Source organism: Pseudomonas sp. PDM17 (assembly GCF_014851985.1).
Classification (GTDB): Bacteria; Pseudomonadota; Gammaproteobacteria; order Pseudomonadales; family Pseudomonadaceae; genus Pseudomonas.
Genome location: NZ_JACVAT010000002.1, coordinates 822607 through 843239, shown reverse-complemented (window position 1 = coordinate 843239; position 20633 = coordinate 822607). Strand labels below are relative to the sequence as shown.

Genomic DNA, 20633 nt, shown 5'->3' with positions numbered 1-20633 from the left:
ACAGTCGCACTGGAGCGTAGATCACATACCCATGGTGCGAAGCCCTTTGAGTTGGTCGAGATTGCAGTCCAGCGCTCCAGACGACGGAAGGTTGTTTTTGAGTACCACACTGAGCTGTGCCAGGTTGTTGACGGCATTATTTCCACCCACCATCTGCGCGGCCTGGAGCAGGCCGCCGGCGGCGAGTTGCTGCATGGCGGCGCCCTGGCCGTTGGCGTTGATCGCCATCTGCACGCCGCCGTTGCTCGGCGACACGCTGACGGTACCGGCCGCATTGCTGGCGGTGACGGGGGCGGAGTCCAGCGGCGTTCCCTGCGGGGCTGCTACCGGCGGGGCCTGGTTGGCTTCCTTCACGTCGATGCTGACGTTGTTGGAAGCGGTGTTGTAATCACCCGCGGCGCGAACGCTCTGGGTGACGCCCTGGGTCTGGTTGAGTCCGGCGCCACCGGTGACGGTACCGGTGCCTGCGGCCGGTGCCGCGCCGCTGCCTTTCTCGTCGATGGTGGTGACGTAGAACTGCGGCTTGATGGTGGACTCCTGGATCTGCATGCTGACCTTGGCGCCGATGTTGTCGCCCACGGCGTTCTTCCAGGTACTGCTCATGACGATGCCGAAGCTGATGACCCGGCCCGGCATCACATATTTGCCGCGCAGCTGGGCCAGCTCATGATCCTTCAGTTCGATCGGCTTGAAGACACTTTCCGCCTGGACCGGCAGGCAGGCCACTATGCAGGTGGCGGCAAGCAGCGGGATCACTTTCATTAGGGTTCTCCCCGGAAGGATTCCTGCCTTCCATTCTTGTGCGGTCTCAGAGGAAGTCGCTCTGGATGAAACCGAATTCCATGAGCTCTGCATCCTTGACCGGGCTGAACGCATTGATTCGGTCCCTGGCCGTCAGTGGGTCGGGCGGGTTCATCAGGGCGTTGGCCTGTTCGTAGCCCGGACCGATGACGGCGAAGATGATGCCGTTCCAGCCTTTGAGAAAATCTTCCTGGGTGAAGCGCTTGTGACCCAGCACCGGGTCGCCGATATAGACGTAACCTTTATAGGCACGCTGCATCACGACGAAGTGTTTGTAGCCACGGATATCCATCAGCACTATCACCGGGATCGTCAGCTTCTCCAGAGACGCCGGCGGGATTCGGTACCCGCGTGCGCGCATGCCGATGCCTTCGAGATACGTCTTCATGTCGAGCATCGAAAAACCCTGTGTGCGCACCAGGTCCGGGTCGGCCCGGACCAGCATCCCCTTGATCACGAATTCCTCGTCCACGTCCAGCGCATAGGCCTGGCGGAGGATCGTCGCCAGCGCGGCGGCGCCGCAGCTGAAGTCGGTCTTCTGCTGGACCAGGTTGCTGAACTTGCGCTCGCGGATGCTCTCGACGTGTTTGTAGGCCATCGACCCGCCGGGAAGAATGGCGAAGGGGAGTTGCGCGGCCTGCGTCGTGAGGCTGAAAAGGGCGAGCAAAAGCAGGGCGGACGTACGCATGATCGTGACGCCTTGGGGTGGCCTTCGGAGAAGGAGGCTCCGTCGCCGGAGCCTCCAGGTGCTACGCCAATTCGCTTACAGGCAGGATTTGCAGCCTGCGGCGATGGACAGCGAGTTGCTCTGCTGGTTGCCTACGCCAGCCGCAACGTTCGCGCCCAGGTTGCCCGAGACGTTGTTGAGCGAGTTGTTGATGGAGGCATCGTTGCGCACCGGGTCTTTCCAGCCGGTGGGGATCAGCACCTGATAGGTGGCCTGGCCTCTGAGATCAACAGTGCCAGCTTCGACGAAGAACAGCGGATCCTTGTCGGTTTTGCTGCCACCGCTGTTACGGCTGTCGTCATGACCGCCACGACCCGACTCGTCGACCACGTAGCCTGCGCCTGCGCCCTTGTAGGTGCCATGGGCGCTGAAGGTGGACCGCAGGGTTTCCTTCTCGTAGGTCAGGAAGGCCACGTTGCCCACGGTGTTGCCACTGGAGGTCTGGGTGGCGCCACTGTAGGAGTCGGCACTACGACCACCGGACACGGCCGCTGCCATGTCGTTTTTCTGTTGGTTGTAGTTGCCCGAGGCGATGTTGATGCCGATGTTCCCGGAGGAGTTGCTGCCGGAGTTGTTCAGTGAAGCCTTGTTGGTGGTGGAGAAGTTCCAGGCCTGGTTGTCCGTGTTGTTCTGGGTCACTTCAGTCGACGCATAGGCGGTACCGAAGATGAATTTCTCATCGGCAGTCGCCAGGGCGGCAGCGTTGGCCTGTTGGTTCATGTCGCCAGCGGCGACGTTGACGCCCACGTTGCCGGATGCGTTCCCCAACGATCCGTCGACTGTCGCGTTGTTCTTGGTACCCATGTTCACCACGGTGTTGTCGCTGCTCTCCTGGGTGTCTTCCACCGTGGCGCTGGCGCCTGCATCGATCCGCGGGTCCTTGTAGGGATCGTACGGGGTCTTGGGTTGTTGGTGATGATGGCCATGGTTGTCGTGATGGCCACGACCACGGTCGTTGTCGCGATTATCTGCTTGCACTGCTACAGCCATGACCGCTGCAACAGCGAAAACCAGAGGCTTCAGAGCCATTCTTGGTTTCATGGTGTATCTCCTTTGCTTTGTTTGGCGTGTTTAGTGTTATTGGAGTTGGCTTGGGTCAATCCGCGACCCGGATGCTCAGGGTGTTGGCAATGCGATTGCCGACCCCGGCGCTCTGGCTCATCTGCACGACACCCCGGCTGCCGGCAAAGGCCTGGTCGCTGGTGACGACCTGCCGGCTACCCGTGGTGGAGTCCTTCGAGCCTGAGTTCACTGGCAGCGCGACGTTCTGCTGGGAAAGCACGCTGTCATCGACGCTCTGCGGAATGGCGCTGACGCTGATCCGCATGGCGTTCACTTGCTGGTTGGCAGCCCCGGCGGCCTGGTTCACGCCCAGTGCGCCGTTGCCGTTGGTGAAGGCGTTGCCGGTGATGCTGGCGGACGCGGCCTGGTTGAGGTCGACGCTGGCGTTGACCGCCTGGCGGAACTGGGTGGTGGCCTGGGCATTGCTGCCGATGGCGATGGCGCGGCCGTTGGCCTGTTGCTGGGAGTCACCGGCGGCCTGATTCACGCTGGCGACGCCGTGGTAGTTGCGCACGGCGCTGTCGATGCTGGCGTTGTTGACCGTCGAAGGATCAGCGGCCAGGGCCGTGACGCTGCAGAGCAGGAGTGGAAGAGCGAGCAGGCGGGCGTTCATCTCAGCGGTCCCCCGTCAGCATGCGCAGGGGCGAGAGCCCCTGCTGGACGGTGCGGTTCACCGAGTTGGAGATGCCGGCGCCGCCGCCAGCCGCGCCAGCCCCCAGGCCATTGCCGTTGAGGGTCTGGTTGGCGCCGTTGTCCATGCCCACCAGCTGTCCGCCTGGCAGGATGTGCCGCTGCAGGCTGGAGCCGCTGGTGACGCCGGCGAAATCGCTGTCGCTCAGCTCGGCGTTACCGGTCTGGCGCACGATCTGGTCGGAGATGTTCGGGTTGACGGTGATCGGGTTCGGGTCGGGAATGTCGGTCGGCCGGGTGGCGACGCGTGGCTGCACCTGGCGCTGCAGGACGATGGTGCCGTCGCCGGCTTGAGCGAGCGGACACAGCGGGACGCTGGCCGCGCCGCAAACGAGCGTGACGAGAATGCCGACTATCCGTGAGTCGATGTTCCCCATGATGGCGGTTCCTTCTTGGTGCGCTGAGCCCTAACCAGCGGTACCAAGGTGGAGCAGGGGCCGTGCCGCTTTTAATCAGCTATTGAGAATCAATGACATGGCGTTAGGCCACATGAGCCATCACGGAGCGGATGTCTCGACGTTGATACAGGACGAGCGTACGAAAGCCCTGCGCGGCCCCTAGAACGGGGCTCGTCTCACGGGAGAAGCGAAATCTGTTACGTGGCTGATACACAACTTTGGGTGGGAAGGCCCAAGGCATGGCCCGCCAGCGTTTGCGGCGATTCGAGTGTTTCGCGTCGTTAACAGAATCGGCTGGTTTGTAGCCTTTCTGGTACTTGAGTGCAGCAGGCTTTTCAATGAATTAGGCATTTTGCATGATGGCGCGAACCCGTCCGGATCGAGGTTGTCTGCATCTTCCTGGCGATGAAAGGCAGCTCGAATTTGCCGAACTGCCAACGCTTACTCTGCCCGTGCCGTGGAAGAGAAATTTTTGTGAATTTCGTAGCGATCTGCGGGCAATGCATTAGCATGCCGACGCCGCTGCGGCGCTCACGCGCCAGGAGCAGGCAGCGGGACAAAATCATTAGAAACGTGCGAGCCAGCGTGCCTCGCGGGGGACAGTAGTATGGATCTGTGGAGCGCCTTTCAGGCCTTCATTCTTGGCGTGGTCGAGGGGCTTACCGAGTTCCTGCCGATCTCCAGCACCGGCCACCAGATCATCGTGGCGGACCTCATCGGATTTGGCGGTGAGCGTGCCGAAGCCTTCAACATCATCATCCAGTTGGCGGCCATCCTGGCGGTGGTCTGGGAATTTCGCCGCAAGATCCTCGAGATCGTCGTCGGCCTGCCCACCCAGCGCAAGGCTCAGCGCTTCACCATCAACCTGCTGATAGCTTTCTTCCCGGCAGTGGTCCTGGGCGTGGCCTTCGCCGACTACATCCACCACTACCTGTTCAACCCGATCACCGTGGCCGTGGCGCTGGTGGTGGGCGGCGTGATCATGCTCTGGGCGGAGAAACGTCAGCACGTGGTCCACGCCGAAACCGTCGACGACATGACCTGGAAGGAAGCCCTGAAGGTTGGCTGCTGCCAGTGCCTGGCGCTGATCCCGGGCACCTCGCGCTCCGGTGCCACCATCATCGGCGGCCTGCTGTTCGGCCTGTCGCGCAAGGCGGCCACCGAGTTCTCGTTCTTCCTCGCCATGCCGACCATGGTCGGCGCCGCAGTCTACTCGGGCTACAAGTACCGTGACATTTTCCAGCCCTCGGACCTGCCGGTATTCGCCATCGGCTTCGTCACCTCCTTCATCTTCGCGATGATCGCGGTGCGCGGCCTGCTCAAGTTCATCGCCAACCACAGCTATGCGGCCTTCGCCTGGTACCGTATCGTGTTCGGCCTGCTGATCCTGGCGACCTGGCAGTTCGCCCTGATCGACTGGAGCAGCGTCAAACCCTGATCCGATAGTGAGTAAACGTGGAAAAGAACGGCACCATCAGCCGCTGGGACGATGACAAAGGCTTCGGCTTCATCCGCCCCCAGGCCGGCGGCAAGGAAGTCTTCCTGCACATCTCCGACTTCCGTGGCGACCGCCGCCCGGAAACGGGCGATCAGGTCCGTTACGTCGAAGGCACCGGCAAGGACGGCCGCCCCCGCGCCGATCATGCCCGCCTTGCCGGGCTGGCCATCGATACCCCGGCAATTCGCCGCAAGCCCGCGGCGACAGCCACCCGCGAGCGCGCTCGCAGTGGTCGCGAAGTCGCCTTCCCCAGTGCGCCAAGGCGTTCTCTGGGCAAGGCGCTGGTGGTCCTCGCCGTGCTGCTCGCGTTGCCCGTCATCGGCTCGGTGCTCTGGCTGAAGGAGGCCTACTTCGTCTGGTTCCTGCTGCTCTATCCGGTCTTCAGCGTCCTGGCCTTCTTCGCTTACTGGCGTGACAAGCGCAGCGCCGAGCGCAACGACTGGCGTACTCCCGAACAGAGCCTGCACCTGCTGGAGCTGCTCGGCGGCTGGCCGGGTGCTTTCCTAGCCCAGCAGGTGTTTCGCCACAAGACCCGAAAGCTGTCCTTCCAGCTGGTGTTCTGGGCCATCGTCGTGCTGCACCAGCTGTTCTGGATCGACTGGCTGAGTGGCGGCCGTCTGCTGAGCTGGATCGGCGCACTGATGGGCCTGGGCGTCAGCCCCGCGTAAACGGCGTCCCCATTCAGGGACTGGACCGGCGTCAGACCGGCCAGTCGTCCTTCGAGAAGCCTTCCTGCAGATAGTCGAGCAGCGCCCGCACCGCCGGAAGGATGCCGCGTCGGTGCGGGTATACCGCCTGCAGGTAGGCCTCCGGCTCGCTCCAGGCGGGGAGCACGCGCACCAGCCGGCCATCCTCCAGTTCCTCGGTGCAGTAGTGCAGCGGCAGGAGTGTCACGCCCAATCCCGCCAGCGCCACGTTCTTGCGCAGGTTGAAGTCTTCCACCGCCAGACGCGCCTCCAGTGCCACTTCCTTCACCTCGCCTTGTGGGCCGGTCAGCTTCATGTGCACGCGGCGATCATTGTCGATGGCGCCGAGGACGGGCAGGGCAGCCAGGTCCTCCGGCGCACGCAGCTTGACGCCCTTGAGCAGTGACGGTGCGGCCACCAGCGCGGTCTTCGCCAGGCGCAGGCGCCGCGAGATCAGCGACAGGTCCTCATCCCCCGGTGCCCGCACGCGTAGCGCGACGTCGATGCTTTCATTGAGCAGGTCGACGCGACGGTTGGTCAGCATCAGCTCCAGATTCACCTGCGGATAGGCTGCGAGAAAACCAGGCAGCATCTCGTTCAGCGAGGTTTCCGCTAACGCCACCGGGCACGACAGGCGCACTCGTCCACGCGGTTCCGCGCTCAATTGCGCCGCGACTTCATCCGCCATCTCGGCTTCCACCAGCATCGCCTGACAGTGCCGGTAATAGCGTTCGCCCAGGTCGGTGAGCGCGAGTTTGCGGGTCGTGCGCTGCAGCAAACGCACATCCAGGCGCGCTTCCAGTTCGGCTACACGCCGCGACAGGCGCGACTTCGGCAGCCCCAGCAGGCGCCCTGCGGCCGCAAAGCCACCGGCTTCGACCACCTTGGCGAAGTAGAAGAGGTCATTGAGGTCCTGCATGGGATTGTCCTGCTGGTGAGACGAATCATTGCATTTTTGCCGACTTATCGAAGATTGGCTACATGCGTAGTCTTGCCTCCAACGACGAATTCCTCCGCCAACCCACCTGGCACCTTTCCTGGAGAGCACACATGAAACTGCTGCACATCGACTCGAGCATCCTCGGCGACAATTCTGCTTCCCGCCAACTGAGCGCCGAACTGGTGGCTGCCTGGGCTGCCGCCGAGCAGGGCGTCGAAGTCACCTACCGTGACCTGGCTGCCGACGCCATCAGCCACCTGTCCTCCGCCAGCCTGGTTGCCGCCGGCACCCCGGCCGAGCTGCGCGATGCTGCGCAGAAACACGAAGCCACGCTGGGCGAGAAGAGCATCGAGGAGTTCCTCGGCGCCGACGCCATCGTCATCGGTGCACCGATGTACAACTTCTCGATCCCCAGCCAGCTGAAGGCCTGGATCGACCGTATCGCCGTCGCCGGCAGGACCTTCCGCTACACCGAGAACGGCCCGGAAGGCCTGGCGGGCGGCAAGAAAGTGATCATCGTCTCCACCGCAGGCGGCATCCACGCTGGCCAACCGACTGGCATCGCCCACGAGAGCTACCTGGAGCTGGTGCTGAACTTCCTCGGCATTACCGACATCGAGGTCGTTCGTGCTGAGGGCCTTGCCTACGGTGACGAACCGCGCCGCAACGCCATCGCGGGCGCCCAGGCGAGCATCGCCAGCCAGTTCGCCGCCGCCTGATCGCTGCCAGCAGAAGAAAAGCCCCGCCGATGCGGGGCTTTTTTGTGGCCGGTCGGTACCGCCTGTCTGCGGGCACGGAGCGAGTCTCACTGGCGCGTACTATGCAGAGGTTCCCTCCAGGCGGCGTCCGACGACCTCTGCATTCCCCAGCAAGCCTCGTGGCGCCTGATCCGGAGTCAAATCGGAGCGAACTGCACCATGGCGAGGCGCGTGTTCTGGTTCTTGCTGCTCGTTACCTTCAGTACCGCGAGTTGGGCGGCACAGGGCTGGAATGTGGGTTTTCACCGCCTGCAGGTCAGCGACCCGCTGGACCAGCAGCCGATGAAGGCCATCGCCTTCTACCCCACGCGCGCGCCGGAGCAACCCCTGCACCTGGGCAACTTCATCCTCGACGTCGCCTACGAAGGGCAGACCGCCAACGGACGCTTCCCGTTGCTGGTGATGTCCCACGGTAACTACGGCACTCCGCTGGCCCACCGTGACCTGATCGAGGCGCTGGTGCGCAAGGGATTCGTGGTGGTGACCTTGCTGCACCCCGGCGACAATCTGCATGACCACAGCCGCCTGGGCGCCAAGAGCAACCTCTACGGACGGCCGCTGCAGGTGTCGGAAACCATCAGTGCCGCGCTGCTAGACCCCAAGGTCGCGGCCATTGCCGATCCGCGCAAGGTCGGGGTAATCGGCTATTCCGCCGGTGGTGAAACGGCGCTGATCCTGGCCGGCGCCCAGCCGCGCCTGGAACGGCTGATCAAGTATTGCAAGGAGCGCCCGGACGACGCCGACGCCTGCAGCGAGAAGGGCGAGGTACGCGCAGATCGCAACGACCTGGTGCCGATGGCCGATCCGCGCATCGGCGCCTTGCTCCTGCTCGCGCCGCTAAGCCTGATGTATGGCGTCCACGAGCTGGAAGATGTGCAGGTGCCAGTGCTGCTCTACACCGGCAACGATGACCGGATCCTCGACTGGAAGAAGAATGCCGGCGCGCTGGCGCGCAAACTTCCGCAGCAAGCGGACTTGCGGGTGCTGGACGGAGCAGGGCACTTCGTCTTCATGTCGCCCTGTTCGGAGGAGGAGGTGGAGGCCACCCCGGACCTGTGCACCGACACCCAGGGTCTGGATCGCAAGGCCATCCACCGTGACCTAGCGGCCTCGGCGGCGGAGTTCTTCGACGTCAGCCTGGGCAGCGCGACGATGCAGACGTCAGGGCGCTGATCTCCCGCGATTCGCTCCTGACGGTGTGGGCCAAGCCCGTGCCTGCCGAGAAGCGCTCAAGAAAAAGCCCCGCACCTGGCGGGGCTTTTTCATCGCGGTGTGGCGCTGATCAGACGATTACGCCCTGGCTGCGCAGGTAGTCGTCGTAGGTGCCGCTGAAGTCGGTCACGCCGTTTTCCGACAGCTCGATGATGCGGGTGGCCAGGGAGGACACGAACTCGCGGTCATGGCTGACGAAGATCAGGGTGCCCGGATAGTTTTCCAGCGCCAGGTTGAGCGACTCGATGGACTCCATGTCCAGGTGGTTGGTCGGCTCGTCCATCACCAGCACATTGGGGCGCTTGAGGATCAGCTTGCCGAACAGCATGCGGCCTTGTTCACCACCGGAGATCACCTTCACCGACTTCTTGATGTCGTCGTTGGAGAACAGCATGCGGCCGAGGGTGCCGCGTACCAGTTGCTCGCCGCCCTGGGTCCACTGGGCCATCCAGTCGAACAGGTTGTAGTCGTCCTCGAAGTCCTCGGCGTGGTCCTGGGCGAAGTAGCCCACGTCCGCGCTGTCGGTCCACTTCACTTCACCGGCGGTGGGCGCCATCTCGCCGACCAGAGTGCGCAGCAGGGTGGTCTTGCCGATGCCGTTGGGGCCAATGATCGCGATGCGCTCGCCAGCTTCCACCTGCATGCTCAGGTTCTTGAACAGCGAGCCGCCGTCGAAGCCCTGGCTGACCTTTTCCAGGGTCACTGCCTGGCGGTGCAGCTTCTTGTGCTGCTCGAAGCGGATGAACGGGCTGACGCGGCTGGACGGCTTGACCTCTTCCAGCTGGATCTTGTCGATCTGGCGCGCGCGGCTGGTGGCCTGCTTGGCTTTGGAGGCGTTGGCCGAGAAGCGGCTGACGAAGGTCTGCAGCTCGGCGATCTGGGCTTTCTTCTTGGCGTTGTCCGACAACAGGCGCTCGCGGGCCTGTTCGGCCGCGGTCATGTACTCGTCGTAGTTGCCCGGGAACAGGCGCAGCTCGCCGTAGTCCAGATCCGCCATGTGGGTGCAGACGCTGTTCAGGAAGTGACGGTCGTGGGAAATGATGATCATGGTGCTGTTACGCGCCGTGATGATGTTTTCCAGCCAGCGGATGGTGTTGATGTCCAGGTGGTTGGTCGGTTCGTCGAGCAGTAGCAGGTCCGGATCGGAGAACAGCGCCTGGGCGAGCAGCACGCGCAACTTCCAGCCCGGAGCGACGGCGCTCATCGGGCCGAAGTGCTGGTCCAGCGGGATGCCCAGGCCCAGCAGCAGCTCACCGGCTCGGGATTCGGCGGTGTAGCCGTCGAACTCGGCGAACTGGACCTCCAGCTCGGCCACGGCCATGCCGTCTTCCTCGCTCATCTCCGGCAGGGAGTAGATGCGATCGCGCTCGGCCTTGACCTTCCACAGTTCCTCGTGGCCCATGATCACGGTGTCGATCACGCTGAAGTCTTCATAGGCGAACTGGTCCTGGCGCAGCTTGCCCAGGCGCACGCCGTTTTCCAGCATTACCTGGCCGCCCGAAGGCTCCAGCTCACCGCCGAGGATCTTCATGAAGGTGGACTTGCCGCAACCGTTGGCGCCGATCAGGCCGTAGCGGTTGCCGTTGCCGAACTTGACGGAAACGTTTTCGAACAGCGGCTTGGCGCCAAACTGCATGGTGATATTGGCGGTGGAAATCAACTGACTGACCCTTGGCTGGACATGGTGCGCGCCGGGCGCGGACGGCGCGGGCGGGCAGGAAAGGCCTGCGCTGTCGAAGAAGGCCGACAGGCGCCTGGCAAAGCCGCTCATTATGCCACAGCCGGCCCCGTGCTGCATGCTTTGCCGCTGCAGCGCCCGTGATGCGGGCTTATGGCGATATCAGACAGTTGAAACCGCTCATGGTCCTGCATCAGAATTCGGTGTTCAGAATTCTGGTGGGGGCTGTATGAAAATCCTAAACGCTCAACATTCGCTCAGGCATTATCTGGAGCAGGTCAGCGGCAAGCTGATCACTGTGGTCTCGGCCTCCGCCAGTGAAACCGAGTCACTGATCGAAACCCTGGTGGAGAAGGGCAATCGCCTGGACCTGCTGGTGGGCACCATCAACTCGTTCAGCTCGCCGGACTTCATCGATTTTTGCGTCCGCGATGCAGGCGCCAGCGTCACCCTGCACGTGGACTTCCGTGCGCAGAACAGCGTGCACTGGAAGCTGATCCTGATCGAGCCGGATGTCGTCGTGCTGGGCAGCGCCAACTTCACCGAAGTCGGCCTGAGCCTGACCCGGGACACCTGCACCGTGATCCAGGACGCGGCGCTCTACGCCAAGTACCTGGCGCGCGTGGCCGAGATCAAGGGCATGGAAGGCGTGGTGCTGGGTGAGGATTCGCCGGCTTTCGACGAGCAGCTGGAGGAATACCGCCAGAGCCACCGCCGCGTGCAGGCCAGCCTCGCGCGCAGTGCGCAGTACCTGGACGGCGAGAGCTGGCTGGGCGATGAGACCAACCAGAGTATCCCGCTGTTCATCTGGTACAGCGACCATTCCGACGACTCCGAGGAGAAGGCCGAGGCCTTCCTGCACGCCAGCAGCGATGGCGTGGACTGGGACGACGTGCGCGAGTTCTTCACCTATGAGTGCGCCGAAGGCGTGCTGCCCTACGAAGAGGGTGACATGGTGCTGACCGCACGCTGCAACGGCACGCACATCGGCTTCTACACCTTCGATCGCATCCTCTACCGCGACGGCACCTACTACATCTACTCCTACCGCAAGAAGCGCTACACCCAGCCGTTCAAGCTGGAGGACGCCAAGGAGCGCCTGAAGGACGTGATCCCGGAGTGGTACGAAGAAATGCGCACCTCGCTCAATCGCCACGACATCAATAGCGTGGTGCGCTAAGCAGCCATTCATCGGCGCACAGCCTGCGATCCGACGGTCGCACGCTGTACGACTTGGCATTCTGCACGATGATGGCTAGCCTCCTGCCAATATCTCGACGTCGCATGCTGCAGTTGCGTGAGCCCGTCAGAAACCTGTCAGGAGGCAATGGATCATGCCGCAACTTCCCCCCGATGAAGTCCCCGTCCGCCGCCGCATGCGCTGGCATTGGCGGCTGCTGACACTGAAGATCTACATCCTCTCGGTGTTCCTGCTGGCCTGCATGCTGGGCGGCAGTGCGATGCTGTTCCTCAACGTGCTCAATGACACGCTCGAACCAGCCCAGCGCCTGGGCTCGTTCGTGGCCGGCGCGCTGATCCTGCTGCTGTGCTTCCACATCCTGCGCATGGCGCTGCCGCCGTTGCCCTGGCTGCACAGGCGCCGTTCTCTGGAGTAGATCGCCTGGGCCAGAAAGGCGCCGGAATGAAAAACGCCCCGTGGCATCGCTGCCACGGGGCGTTTTCCTTAGAGCCTGATCAAATCATCAGAAGATGTTGACCGGGTACTCGACGAAGACGCGTACTTCGTTGCCGTCGTCGTTGTAGGAGCGGGCGTCGTTGGACACGCGCAGCCAGGAACCGCGCAGCTTGACCGACAGGTCCTTGGCCGGGCCGCTCGGTACGACGTACTTCAACTGGTTGAAGATTTCGCGCTCTTTGCCATTGCTGGTCTCGGCGGTCTTGATGTTGTCGCCGTAGACGTAGGCCACGGTGTAGCTCAGGCCCGGTACGCCGTACTCGGAGAAGTCCAGGCTGTAGCTGCCCTGCCAGGAGCGCTCGTCTTCACCGTTGAAGTCCGACCAGTAGGAGTTGGCCAGCCAGATGGTGGTGCCGCCGTCACCCAGGCCGCCCTGGTTCTGGTACCAGCCGTAGTTGTAGCCGGAATCACCGTTGTTGCGCTGGTGCGCGATCATGAAGGTGTGGACGCCGATGTTGTAGGCGGCCGACAGGCTCCAGATGGTGTTCTTGGTGCCGTCGATGCCGTTGTCGGAAGCGAAGTCTTCGTTCACACGGGTGCGGTAGCCGTTGAAGTCCAGGGTCAGGGACTGCTTGTCGGCCACCGGGATGACGTAGTTCAGGTTCATGTACTGCTTGCGAGCGACGTCTTCGCTCTCGTAGCCGTACAGCGAGCCGCTGAAGTTGTCGGTGAACTTGTAGCTGCCGCCGAATACGTCGATGCGCTTCAGGCCGCCGCTGTCACGCCCTTCGGCGCTCTTGCGGGTTTCCGAGGTGAAGCGGCCGACGTTCAGCTCCAGGCCTTCGATCTCCTTGGAGGTGATCAGGGTGCCGGTGAAGCTTTCCGGCAGCAGGCGGGAGTTGTCGTAGCTCAGGATCGGCAGGGCCGGCATCTGGTCACCGTACTTGATCACGGTGTTGGAGAAGCGAGCCTTCACTGCGCCACCGGCGCGGGCCAGGTCGTTGGCAGCTTCGCCGCTGTCGCCCTGCTTGAAGAAGTCGATGCCGGCAGCGCCGCTCTTGCCCTGGCCACCGTCCAGACGCAGGGCGTACATGCCGAACGCGTCAACGCCGAAGCCTACGGTGCCCTGGGTGAAGCCAGAGGTGAAGGTGGCGGTGGCGGCCTGGCCCCACTCGGCCTTGTCGTCACGACCGTGCTTGTAGTCACGGTTCATGTAGGCGTTGCGGAAGAACAGGTCCAGGTGGCTGTCTTCGGTGAAGCCCTTGGCGGCGGACTGGTCATCGGCCATTGCAGCGGTCGACGCGAGGATCCCCAGTGCGAGCAGACTGATCCGGTGGTTCAGCATCTTGATTTCCTTAATGGTGCAGCGCCAGCGAGCAGAAAGAAAAAAGCTCTCCGCCCCGAAGTGCGTGATCGGGGTAGGTGGAGTTCTGTGCTGGCCTATTCTTTTGGTTGTATTCGGGGCGTGGTCGCCCCGGCGCCGCGGGATGATAGCAGAGGTTCGAACTTTTTCGTCCAGCCTCTGTCACGCTCCCGTCATGATTACCTGATCAGCGGTTTTGCCTGCTGGATCGCGGCGGCTCGCGGGGGATGGGCGAAGTCGCGGCAGATTGCCGCGTGACTGGCTCAGCGAGCAAACGAGCGCTGGAACAGCCAGAGGCTGAGGATCAGTCCGCTGAATGCTGCGAGTGCGGCGCAGAGGAAGATCGAACCGAAGCCGAAGCCGTTGGCGACGGCCCCCATCAGTGGCCCGGTAATACCCAGGGACACATCGATGAACAGCGAATAGGCGCCCAGTGCGGCACCCCGGCTTGAAGCGGGCACCAGGCCCACGGCTTCCACGCCCAGCGCGGGGAACACCAGGGAGAAACCGAAGCCCGTCAGCGCTGCGCCGGCGAGTGCCATCCAGGGCGTCGGGGCGCTCCACAGCAGGAGCAGGCCGAGGCTTTCCACCGACAGGCAGGCGATAGCGACACGGAAGCCACCGTGACGATTGATGGCATTGGCGAACAGCAGTCGTGCGCCGATGAAGCAGCCGCCGAAGGCGGTCAGGCAGTAGACCGCGTCTTTCCAGCCGAGGCTGGCGTAATAGAGCGTGATGAAGGTGGCGATGGTGCCGAAGCCGATGCCGCCCAGTGCCAGGCCCAGGCCGTGGGGCAATACCCGGCCGAGCACGTGGTGGAAAGGCATCCGCTCGCCATGCACCAGAGCGGCGGCACGCTTGGGCCAGGCCAGGGCGAAGCCGAGCGCGGCCAGCAGGACCACGCTGCCGCCCAGGCTGGCCAGCCCGAGCTGGCCGACCATCAGCACGCCCAGCGGCGCGCCGATGGCCAGGGCGCCATAGCTGGCGATGCCGTTCCAGGAAATGACTTTTGCCGTGTTCGCCGCGCCCACGCGGTCGATGCCCCAGGCGATCGAGGCGCTGCCGACCAGACTTTCCGAGGTGCCCAGCACCAGGCGCGCGACCATCAGCAGGCCGAGACTGAGTAATGGCAGCCCCTGCATCGCCCAGGAGCCGAGCATCAGCGCACCGCTGCCGGCGCAGCCGACCATGCCGTGGAGCACGGCGCGCTTGGGGCCGAGGGTGTCGATGACTTTGCCGGCGTACGGGCGGGTGAGGAGGGTGGCCAGGTACTGGATGCTGATGACCAGGCCGGCCATCACCGAGCCGAAGCCCAGGTCGCTGTGCACGTAGCCGGGCAGCACGGCCAGCGGGATGCCGATGGTCAGGTAGGCGATGAAGGTGAAAAGGACGACGGACACCACTTGCAGGGTGGTGGACGAGGACGAGCGGGAATCGGCGGACATCTGCTGCGGTTCGGTACGGCGAGTGGTCCTACATGATGGACCGCGTGTGGCGTGTAGGAAAGCTAGCTAACGAACTACCTGAAATATCCACTGTCCGTAGGGCGAATAGTGCGTCAGCGTTATCCGCCGTTGTTTGGGGCGGCGCATAACCTGTTCCAGGTTATGCGCCCTACGCAGGCACCTTCAGTTGCCGACTGATTGTAGGAGCGGGCCACGCTCGCGATCGCGCGCATCTACAGAAAACAATGGGGTCAGACTCGGCGGAACAGCGTCGGGTAATCGATCACCAGCCCGTCGTCATCCACGCTCAGCAGCGCCTTGAAATCGGTGCCTTCGAGGTTCTCGTACAGATAGTGATGGGCATCGATTCGCGTGTAGCCCTGGCGCATCCGCACCGGCTTGAGCCTGGGCGCTTCGAGGTAGACGACAGCCAGCTCGCGGCGCTCGCCGTCGTCCAGCTGCAGTCGGCGAATGGGAAAGGTGTTGGTGAAGGGCGACGGCCAGATGTCGATGTCCAGGCAGCCCTCCAGGTCTTTCAGTGACTCGCCCGCAGCGTTCTGCCAGTGGCCTTCGCCATCGTTCAGCAGGTGCAACTGATGCGTGCCGCGCGCGTTTTCCACGCTGAAACGCGCCTCCCGCAAGCGCCATTGGTGGTCCCAATCCAACTGGTAATCGAGCTGATAGGACGGCCCGCCCGCTTCATCGATGGCACGCAGCTGGCTCTCGGCGCGCAGCTCGCCCAGTTGCAGCGATTCCCAGCTGGCCGTCGGCGCGTGCCAGATGCCTTCCCAGTCGAGCGTGCGCATCAGGAAGTCTCCAGCATGAGGCCCAGGCGTTGGCGCTTGGGCAGGCGGGCGACCACCAGTTGGTGCGAGCGGGTCAGCGCTTCGCGCAATTCGGCGTCGCCCATGGGGTAAGGGCGTTGCATGGAAATCCAGAAGGCGCGCGCCAGATAGGGCGCCGGGCGGATGCCGGGACGGTCGACGTAGCCCAGGAACAGCTCCGGGCCGACCTTGAAGGCGAGCCCGCCGTTTCCGCTGTCGAGGAAGTCGAGGATGGCGAACATCTTGTTGCCGGCCACCGAGAATACCCGGTTGCTGCCCCACTTGATGTCTTCGCGGGCGCCGGGCAGGTCCAGGCAGAAGCGGGCGATCTGTTGCGGCGTCATGGGCGTGCGTTCCTTCGGTCAGGCGCGGCTTCGATCAGTCACGGCCTTGCTCAGTCACGGAAATAGACTTCGACCAGATGGTAGCCGAACTGGCTTTTGACTGGCCCGTGAACCACGCCGACCGGCTTCCTGAAGATCACCTGGTCGATGCTGCGGACCATCTGGCCGGGGCGAACCTCGCCCAGGTCGCCACCGCGCTTGCAGGAAGCGCAGGTGGAATGCTTGCGCGCCAGGGCGGCAAAGTCCTCGCCTTTGGCCAGGCGTTGCTTGATCTGCTCGGCTTCGGCGGAGGTCTTGACCAGGATGTGGCGGGCCATGGCGACGGGCATTGGTTGGGTCCTTGAGTGAAAGCGTCTGAGCAGCATTGTACGGCAGCAGTGACACAGGTCGCATTTCGCGATGGGTTGCATTGTCTGGCGCAGGAGCGCTCCATAGAGTCAATAAGCCAATTCTTATTTATAGGACGCTGCTTACAGACGGCGTCCGCCGCCACCTTGCGTACGGATGCAGTTCAATGGATATCCAAGCGATGCTCAAGATCCTGGCCACCCAGGATGGTTCGGATCTTTACCTCTCCACCGGCGCTCCGCCCTGCGCCAAGTTCAATGGGGTGCTCAAGCCCCTGACCAACGAATCGATGAAGGCCGGCGACGTCGCCCGCATCGGCTACGGGCTGATGGACGAGGAGCAGCGCGCGGAGTTCGACCGTGAGCTGGAGATGAACCTGGCGATTTCCGTCGCCGGCGTCGGTCGCTTCCGTATCAACCTGTTCAAGCAGCGCAACGAAGTCTCCATCGTGGCGCGGAACATCAAGCTGGATATTCCGCTGTTCGCCGACCTGAACCTGCCCGAAGTGCTGCTCAAGGTGGTGATGGAGAAGCGCGGCCTGGTGCTCTTCGTCGGTGGCACCGGTTCGGGCAAGTCCACCTCCCTGGCGGCGCTGATCGACCACCGCAACCGCAACAGCGGCGGCCACATCATCACCATCGAAGACCCCATCGAGTACGTACACCGGCACCGCAAGTCGATCATCAACCAGCGCGAAGTGGGCGTGGACACACGTAGCTTCCACGCCGCGCTGAAGAACACCCTGCGCCAGGCGCCGGACGTGATCCTGATCGGTGAGATCCGCGACCGCGAGACCATGGAGCACGCCCTGGCCTTTGCCGACACCGGCCACCTGGCGATCTCCACCCTGCACGCGAACAACGCCAACCAGGCGCTGGACCGCATCATCAACTTCTTCCCCGAAGAGCGCCGGCCGCAGTTGCTCAACGACCTGGGCAACAACCTCAAGGCCTTCGTCTCCCAGCGCCTGGTGCGCACCCAGGACGGCAAACGCCGTGCGGCGGTGGAGGTGCTGCTGGGCACGGCGACCATCAGCGACATCATCAAGCGCGGTGACTTCAGCTCGATCAAGGAGATCATGGACAAGTCCCGTGCCCTCGGCATGCAGACCTTCGACCAGGCGCTGTTCGACCTCGCGGTGGAAGGGGCGATCACCGAGGATGAAGCGGTGAAGAACGCCGACTCGGCGAACAACCTGCGCCTGAAGCTCAAGCTCTACAAGGACAATCCGGGCAGCGTCGGTAGTGCCGCCACTCCCGCCGCAGCCAAGCCGGCCGCACCGGCACCGGTTGCGCCGCCCGTGGCCGCCCAGCCAGTGGAAGCCTCCAGCTGGGGGCTGGAACTGGCACTGGAAGAGATCGAAGCGGAAGACGCGGACAAGCCGGCCGGCTGATAAGCCGCCAACTGAACGGACAAGCCCCGGCATGCCGGGGCTTTTTGTTGAAACGGGATTGCCTGTAGGAGCGGACCGCCGGTTTCGCAGGGCGGATAACGCGCCAGCGTTATCCGCCACGAGCGGGTTGGCGAAGCGGCGGGTGGCAATCGGCGGTGACTACAGCAGCGACAGCGGATAGCTGATGATCAGCCGGTTCTCGTCGAAGCTGTTGGTGTTGCCCCAGTCGCGGCGCATGGTGGAGTTGCGCCACTTGATGTTCAGCGTCCTGAAGGTGCCGCTCTGCACGGTGTACGCCAGTTCGCTCTCGCGGCCCCATTCACTGCCCTCGTCGGTGCTGGCGTTGTGCACGTTGCGCCCCTGGATGTAGCGGTTCATCAGGGTCAGGCCGGGAACGCCGAAAGCGGCGAAGTCGTAGTCATGGCGCAGTTGCCAGGAACGCTCCTTCGCGCTCTCGTAGCTGGCGTTGAAACTGTCGTTGGCCAGGGTGCCGCCGCTGGTGCCGTTGACGCGGAACCACTCGTCCTCGCCCATGACCTTCTGCAGGCCGAGATAGAAAGTGCTCGCACCGTATCTGGCCGAGAACAGTCCGGAGAAGGTGCGGTTGTCCAGGTCCCCGGCACGGGCGCTGCCGTCCTCCTTGCCCCAGAAGTAGCCGATATTCGCACCGAGCACCCAATCGCCCAGCGGCTGGCTGTGCTGCAGTTGCAGGTACTGCTGCTGGTAGATGTCCTTCAGCTGGGCATTCCACAGGCCGATCAGCGTGCGGTCGCCGTTGAAACGGTATTCGCCCCCGGCGAAGTTGAAGCGGTCCGAGGTGAAGGCCGGGCGGTTGAACAGAGACAGGTCTTCCATGCTGGCGTCGTTGCGCGGGCTGTTCTGACGGAACTGACCGCCGTAGAGCGTCAGGCCGTCGATTTCCTTCGAGGTGACCTGCGCGCCCTGGAAGGTCTGCGGCAGCGAGCGGCCGTCGTCCGAGCGCAGGATCGGCAGTACCACCATCCATTCACCGGCCTTGATTTCGGTCTTCGATACCTTGGCCTTGCCGGCTACCGCCAGGCGCCCGAAGTCGTCGGCGGGGCGGCCGTCGTCGTGGGTCGGCAAAAGCTGGGTGCCGGCCGTGCCCTTGCCGCCGTCGAGCTTCAGGCTATACAGCCCGAGTACGTCCAGGCCGAGCCCGACGGTGCCCTGGGTGTAGCCGGAGCGGGCATCGAGGATGAAGCTCTGGGTCCATTCCTCTGCCTTGTCCTGCCGAGCCTCGCCGACGTAGTTGCGGTTCATGTAGAAGTTGCGCAGCAGCAGGCTGGCCTTGGCGTCTTCGAGAAAACCGCCATCCTCGGCATGGGCCAGGACGGGCAGGGCGGGTAGCAGGCAGACGCTGATGGTGAGGTGGGGCAGGTAGCGGAGCATGGGTGTTCCCTCGGCATTCTTGTCGTTGTTCGGGGCGAACGGAGCCCTCCGCGCGGCTCTGTCGGGAGCGGCGGATGGAGGTTCAAGGCGATCAGTGAGCGCGGGTCAACCGGTCAGCCAGGCGCGACGGAAATGCGAGGGTGAGGGTGCAGGCAAGGAATGGAGGCGATACACGCGCGCAGGCGTGCCAGGGAAAGCGTGAGCATGTGAACGGACCTTTCTTATAGTTGTTGGCGCCGCATCGGGGCGGCGGCTGGGGCCATAGTGGTAGTCCGCGGAGGCTCGCCGCAATTCGCCCGAGGCGTAACTGTTCGCTGTTCGAACATGAATTAACCAAGTGGAACATTTGTCCACCGGCATTGCGGGTAGGATGCCTGCAACAACGCCGTGCGGGACTCGTATCGCCCGGCCTTCCAGCGGACCCGCGAGGTGCTCCCGGCGCGGCATGGCGGATTCTTTCTGCGGTGCGTCCTGCTAGGCTTTCGAGCTTCCCGCGCCAGCCGCATCTGCCTAATGAACCCGTGAGTCGATGAGTACCAGCCAATCGCCGTTGTCCGGCGTCCACCAGCCCTTCAGGGGCATCCTGCTCATCGTCCTGGCGACCTTCCTGTTCTCCAGCCACGACGCGCTGTCCAAGTACCTGGCGAGCATTTATCCCATCGTCATGGTGGTGTGGGCGCGCTACGTGGTGCACACGCTGCTGATGGCGGGCATCTTCCTGCCGCGTGCCGGCCTTGCCGTGCTGCGCACCCGCCATCCGCTCCTGCAGACAGCCCGCGCACTGTGCCTGCTGGGCACCAGCTTCCTGTTCACCACTGGCTTGCAGTACATCCCGCTGGCCGAGGCGACCTCGGTGAACTTCCTCGCGCCGCTGCTGGTGACGGCATTGTCGGTGCCGCTGCTGGGCGAGCGGGTGACTTTCGGGCAATGGTCGGCGGTGATAGTCGGCTTCTTCGGCGTGCTGATCATCGTCCACCCCGGTGGCGACCTGTTCACCCCGGCGGTGCTACTGCCGTTCGGCTCGGCGCTGTGCTTCAGCTTCTACCAGTTGCTGACGCGCAAGCTCAGCCAGGTGGACAGCCCGACCACCAGCAACTTCTTCGCCGGACTGTGCAACACCCTGATCGTCAGCGCGCTGGTGCCGTTCTTCTGGCAATGGCCAGGGCTGGTGCATGGCCTGATGATGCTGGCCCTGGGCACCTGCGGGATGACTGCGCACCTGTTCCTGACCCAGGCCTTCAAGCATGCCGCGCCGGCGCTGCTGGCACCCTTCAGCTATTGCCAGATCGTCTTCGCCGGGCTGCTGGGCTTCGTGATCTTCGGCCATACGCCGGAGCCGTCCGCGCTGCTGGGTATCGCGGTGATCTGCGGCAGCGGGCTGGCGGCGGCGTGGTTGCAGAGCCGCAAAGGGTAGCCAGGG

The 20633-nt window shown here is 63.7% G+C and carries 21 protein-coding genes; 8 read left to right on the top strand and 13 right to left on the bottom strand.

Annotation, left to right across the window (positions count from 1 at the left end):
- Positions 1-21: 21 nt before the first annotated feature.
- The 5 genes from IB256_RS09500 to IB256_RS09480 all read right to left on the bottom strand — a co-directional run bounded on the left by IB256_RS09500 (position 22) and on the right by IB256_RS09480 (position 3657).
- Positions 22-762: a hypothetical protein gene (locus IB256_RS09500; protein ID WP_192296126.1), complete on the bottom strand. Its 741-nt coding sequence runs from the start codon at positions 760-762 to the stop codon at positions 22-24.
- Between the two features lie 46 nt (positions 763-808).
- Positions 809-1489 (bottom strand): C39 family peptidase, encoded by a 681-nt coding sequence (locus IB256_RS09495; RefSeq protein WP_045217496.1) that lies wholly within the window; start codon positions 1487-1489, stop codon positions 809-811.
- Between the two features lie 75 nt (positions 1490-1564).
- Complete coding sequence (locus IB256_RS09490) at positions 1565-2569, bottom strand: heme utilization protein (RefSeq protein WP_138215608.1); 1005 nt, start codon at positions 2567-2569, stop codon at positions 1565-1567.
- Between the two features lie 55 nt (positions 2570-2624).
- A complete protein-coding gene (locus tag IB256_RS09485) occupies positions 2625-3203 on the bottom strand; it encodes an adhesin (protein ID WP_192296125.1) in 579 nt (192 codons plus the stop codon).
- A 1-nt stretch (position 3204) separates the two neighbouring features.
- Positions 3205-3657, bottom strand: a complete 453-nt coding sequence (locus tag IB256_RS09480) for a hypothetical protein (RefSeq protein ID WP_192296124.1) — start codon at positions 3655-3657, stop codon at positions 3205-3207.
- 628 nt (positions 3658-4285) lie between these two features.
- Between IB256_RS09480 and IB256_RS09475 the strand changes: the two genes are divergently transcribed.
- Both IB256_RS09475 and IB256_RS09470 read left to right on the top strand, forming a co-directional pair.
- Positions 4286-5116: an undecaprenyl-diphosphate phosphatase gene (locus IB256_RS09475; protein WP_192296123.1), complete on the top strand. Its 831-nt coding sequence runs from the start codon at positions 4286-4288 to the stop codon at positions 5114-5116.
- A gap of 17 nt (positions 5117-5133) precedes the next feature.
- On the top strand, positions 5134-5844 hold the full coding sequence (locus IB256_RS09470; protein ID WP_192296122.1) for a DUF1294 domain-containing protein: 711 nt from the start codon (positions 5134-5136) through the stop codon (positions 5842-5844).
- Between the two features lie 31 nt (positions 5845-5875).
- Here IB256_RS09470 and IB256_RS09465 read toward each other — a convergent pair whose 3' ends face one another.
- Positions 5876-6781 (bottom strand): LysR substrate-binding domain-containing protein, encoded by a 906-nt coding sequence (locus tag IB256_RS09465; protein ID WP_045217489.1) that lies wholly within the window; start codon positions 6779-6781, stop codon positions 5876-5878.
- A gap of 131 nt (positions 6782-6912) precedes the next feature.
- Between IB256_RS09465 and IB256_RS09460 the strand changes: the two genes are divergently transcribed.
- Both IB256_RS09460 and IB256_RS09455 read left to right on the top strand, forming a co-directional pair.
- Positions 6913-7521 (top strand): FMN-dependent NADH-azoreductase, encoded by a 609-nt coding sequence (locus IB256_RS09460; protein ID WP_192296121.1) that lies wholly within the window; start codon positions 6913-6915, stop codon positions 7519-7521.
- Between the two features lie 198 nt (positions 7522-7719).
- Entirely contained in the window at positions 7720-8733 is a 1014-nt protein-coding gene (locus tag IB256_RS09455) for an alpha/beta hydrolase family protein (RefSeq protein WP_192402289.1), read from the top strand.
- Between the two features lie 109 nt (positions 8734-8842).
- Here the strand turns inward: IB256_RS09455 and IB256_RS09450 are convergent, their stop codons facing one another.
- Positions 8843-10432, bottom strand: coding sequence for an ABC-F family ATPase (locus IB256_RS09450; protein ID WP_081519837.1), 1590 nt, complete (start codon positions 10430-10432; stop codon positions 8843-8845).
- Positions 10433-10679: 247 nt separating this feature from the next.
- Between IB256_RS09450 and IB256_RS09445 the strand changes: the two genes are divergently transcribed.
- Positions 10680-11630, top strand: a complete 951-nt coding sequence (locus tag IB256_RS09445; RefSeq protein WP_192402287.1) for a phospholipase D-like domain-containing protein — start codon at positions 10680-10682, stop codon at positions 11628-11630.
- Positions 11631-11784: 154 nt separating this feature from the next.
- Positions 11785-12066 carry a hypothetical protein gene (locus IB256_RS09440; protein ID WP_138215618.1) on the top strand — a complete coding sequence of 94 codons (282 nt, stop codon included), beginning with the start codon at positions 11785-11787 and terminating at the stop codon, positions 12064-12066.
- Between the two features lie 87 nt (positions 12067-12153).
- Here the strand turns inward: IB256_RS09440 and IB256_RS09435 are convergent, their stop codons facing one another.
- The 5 genes from IB256_RS09435 to IB256_RS09415 form a co-directional block, all read right to left on the bottom strand.
- The gene (locus IB256_RS09435) at positions 12154-13431 is read right to left on the bottom strand and encodes an OprD family porin (RefSeq protein ID WP_138215619.1); all 1278 of its coding nucleotides are present in this window, start codon (positions 13429-13431) and stop codon (positions 12154-12156) included.
- 281 nt (positions 13432-13712) lie between these two features.
- Positions 13713-14894 (bottom strand): MFS transporter, encoded by a 1182-nt coding sequence (locus IB256_RS09430; RefSeq protein WP_192402285.1) that lies wholly within the window; start codon positions 14892-14894, stop codon positions 13713-13715.
- 251 nt (positions 14895-15145) lie between these two features.
- Entirely contained in the window at positions 15146-15700 is a 555-nt protein-coding gene (locus IB256_RS09425) for a putative glycolipid-binding domain-containing protein (RefSeq protein WP_192296116.1), read from the bottom strand.
- Positions 15700-16062 carry an MmcQ/YjbR family DNA-binding protein gene (locus tag IB256_RS09420; protein WP_192296115.1) on the bottom strand — a complete coding sequence of 121 codons (363 nt, stop codon included), beginning with the start codon at positions 16060-16062 and terminating at the stop codon, positions 15700-15702. Before IB256_RS09420 ends, IB256_RS09425 begins: the two co-directional genes overlap by 1 nt.
- 50 nt (positions 16063-16112) lie before the next feature.
- Positions 16113-16391: a peptidylprolyl isomerase gene (locus IB256_RS09415; protein ID WP_192296114.1), complete on the bottom strand. Its 279-nt coding sequence runs from the start codon at positions 16389-16391 to the stop codon at positions 16113-16115.
- A 185-nt stretch (positions 16392-16576) separates the two neighbouring features.
- On the opposite strand from IB256_RS09415, the gene IB256_RS09410 reads away from it, so the two are divergent.
- Positions 16577-17803, top strand: coding sequence for a PilT/PilU family type 4a pilus ATPase (locus IB256_RS09410; RefSeq protein ID WP_192402283.1), 1227 nt, complete (start codon positions 16577-16579; stop codon positions 17801-17803).
- Positions 17804-17962: 159 nt separating this feature from the next.
- Here IB256_RS09410 and IB256_RS09405 read toward each other — a convergent pair whose 3' ends face one another.
- Positions 17963-19213 (bottom strand): OprD family porin, encoded by a 1251-nt coding sequence (locus IB256_RS09405; RefSeq protein WP_192402281.1) that lies wholly within the window; start codon positions 19211-19213, stop codon positions 17963-17965.
- Between the two features lie 529 nt (positions 19214-19742).
- Here IB256_RS09405 and IB256_RS09400 point away from each other — a divergent pair.
- Complete coding sequence (locus IB256_RS09400) at positions 19743-20627, top strand: DMT family transporter (protein WP_192402279.1); 885 nt, start codon at positions 19743-19745, stop codon at positions 20625-20627.
- The last annotated feature ends 6 nt before the right edge of the window (positions 20628-20633 follow it).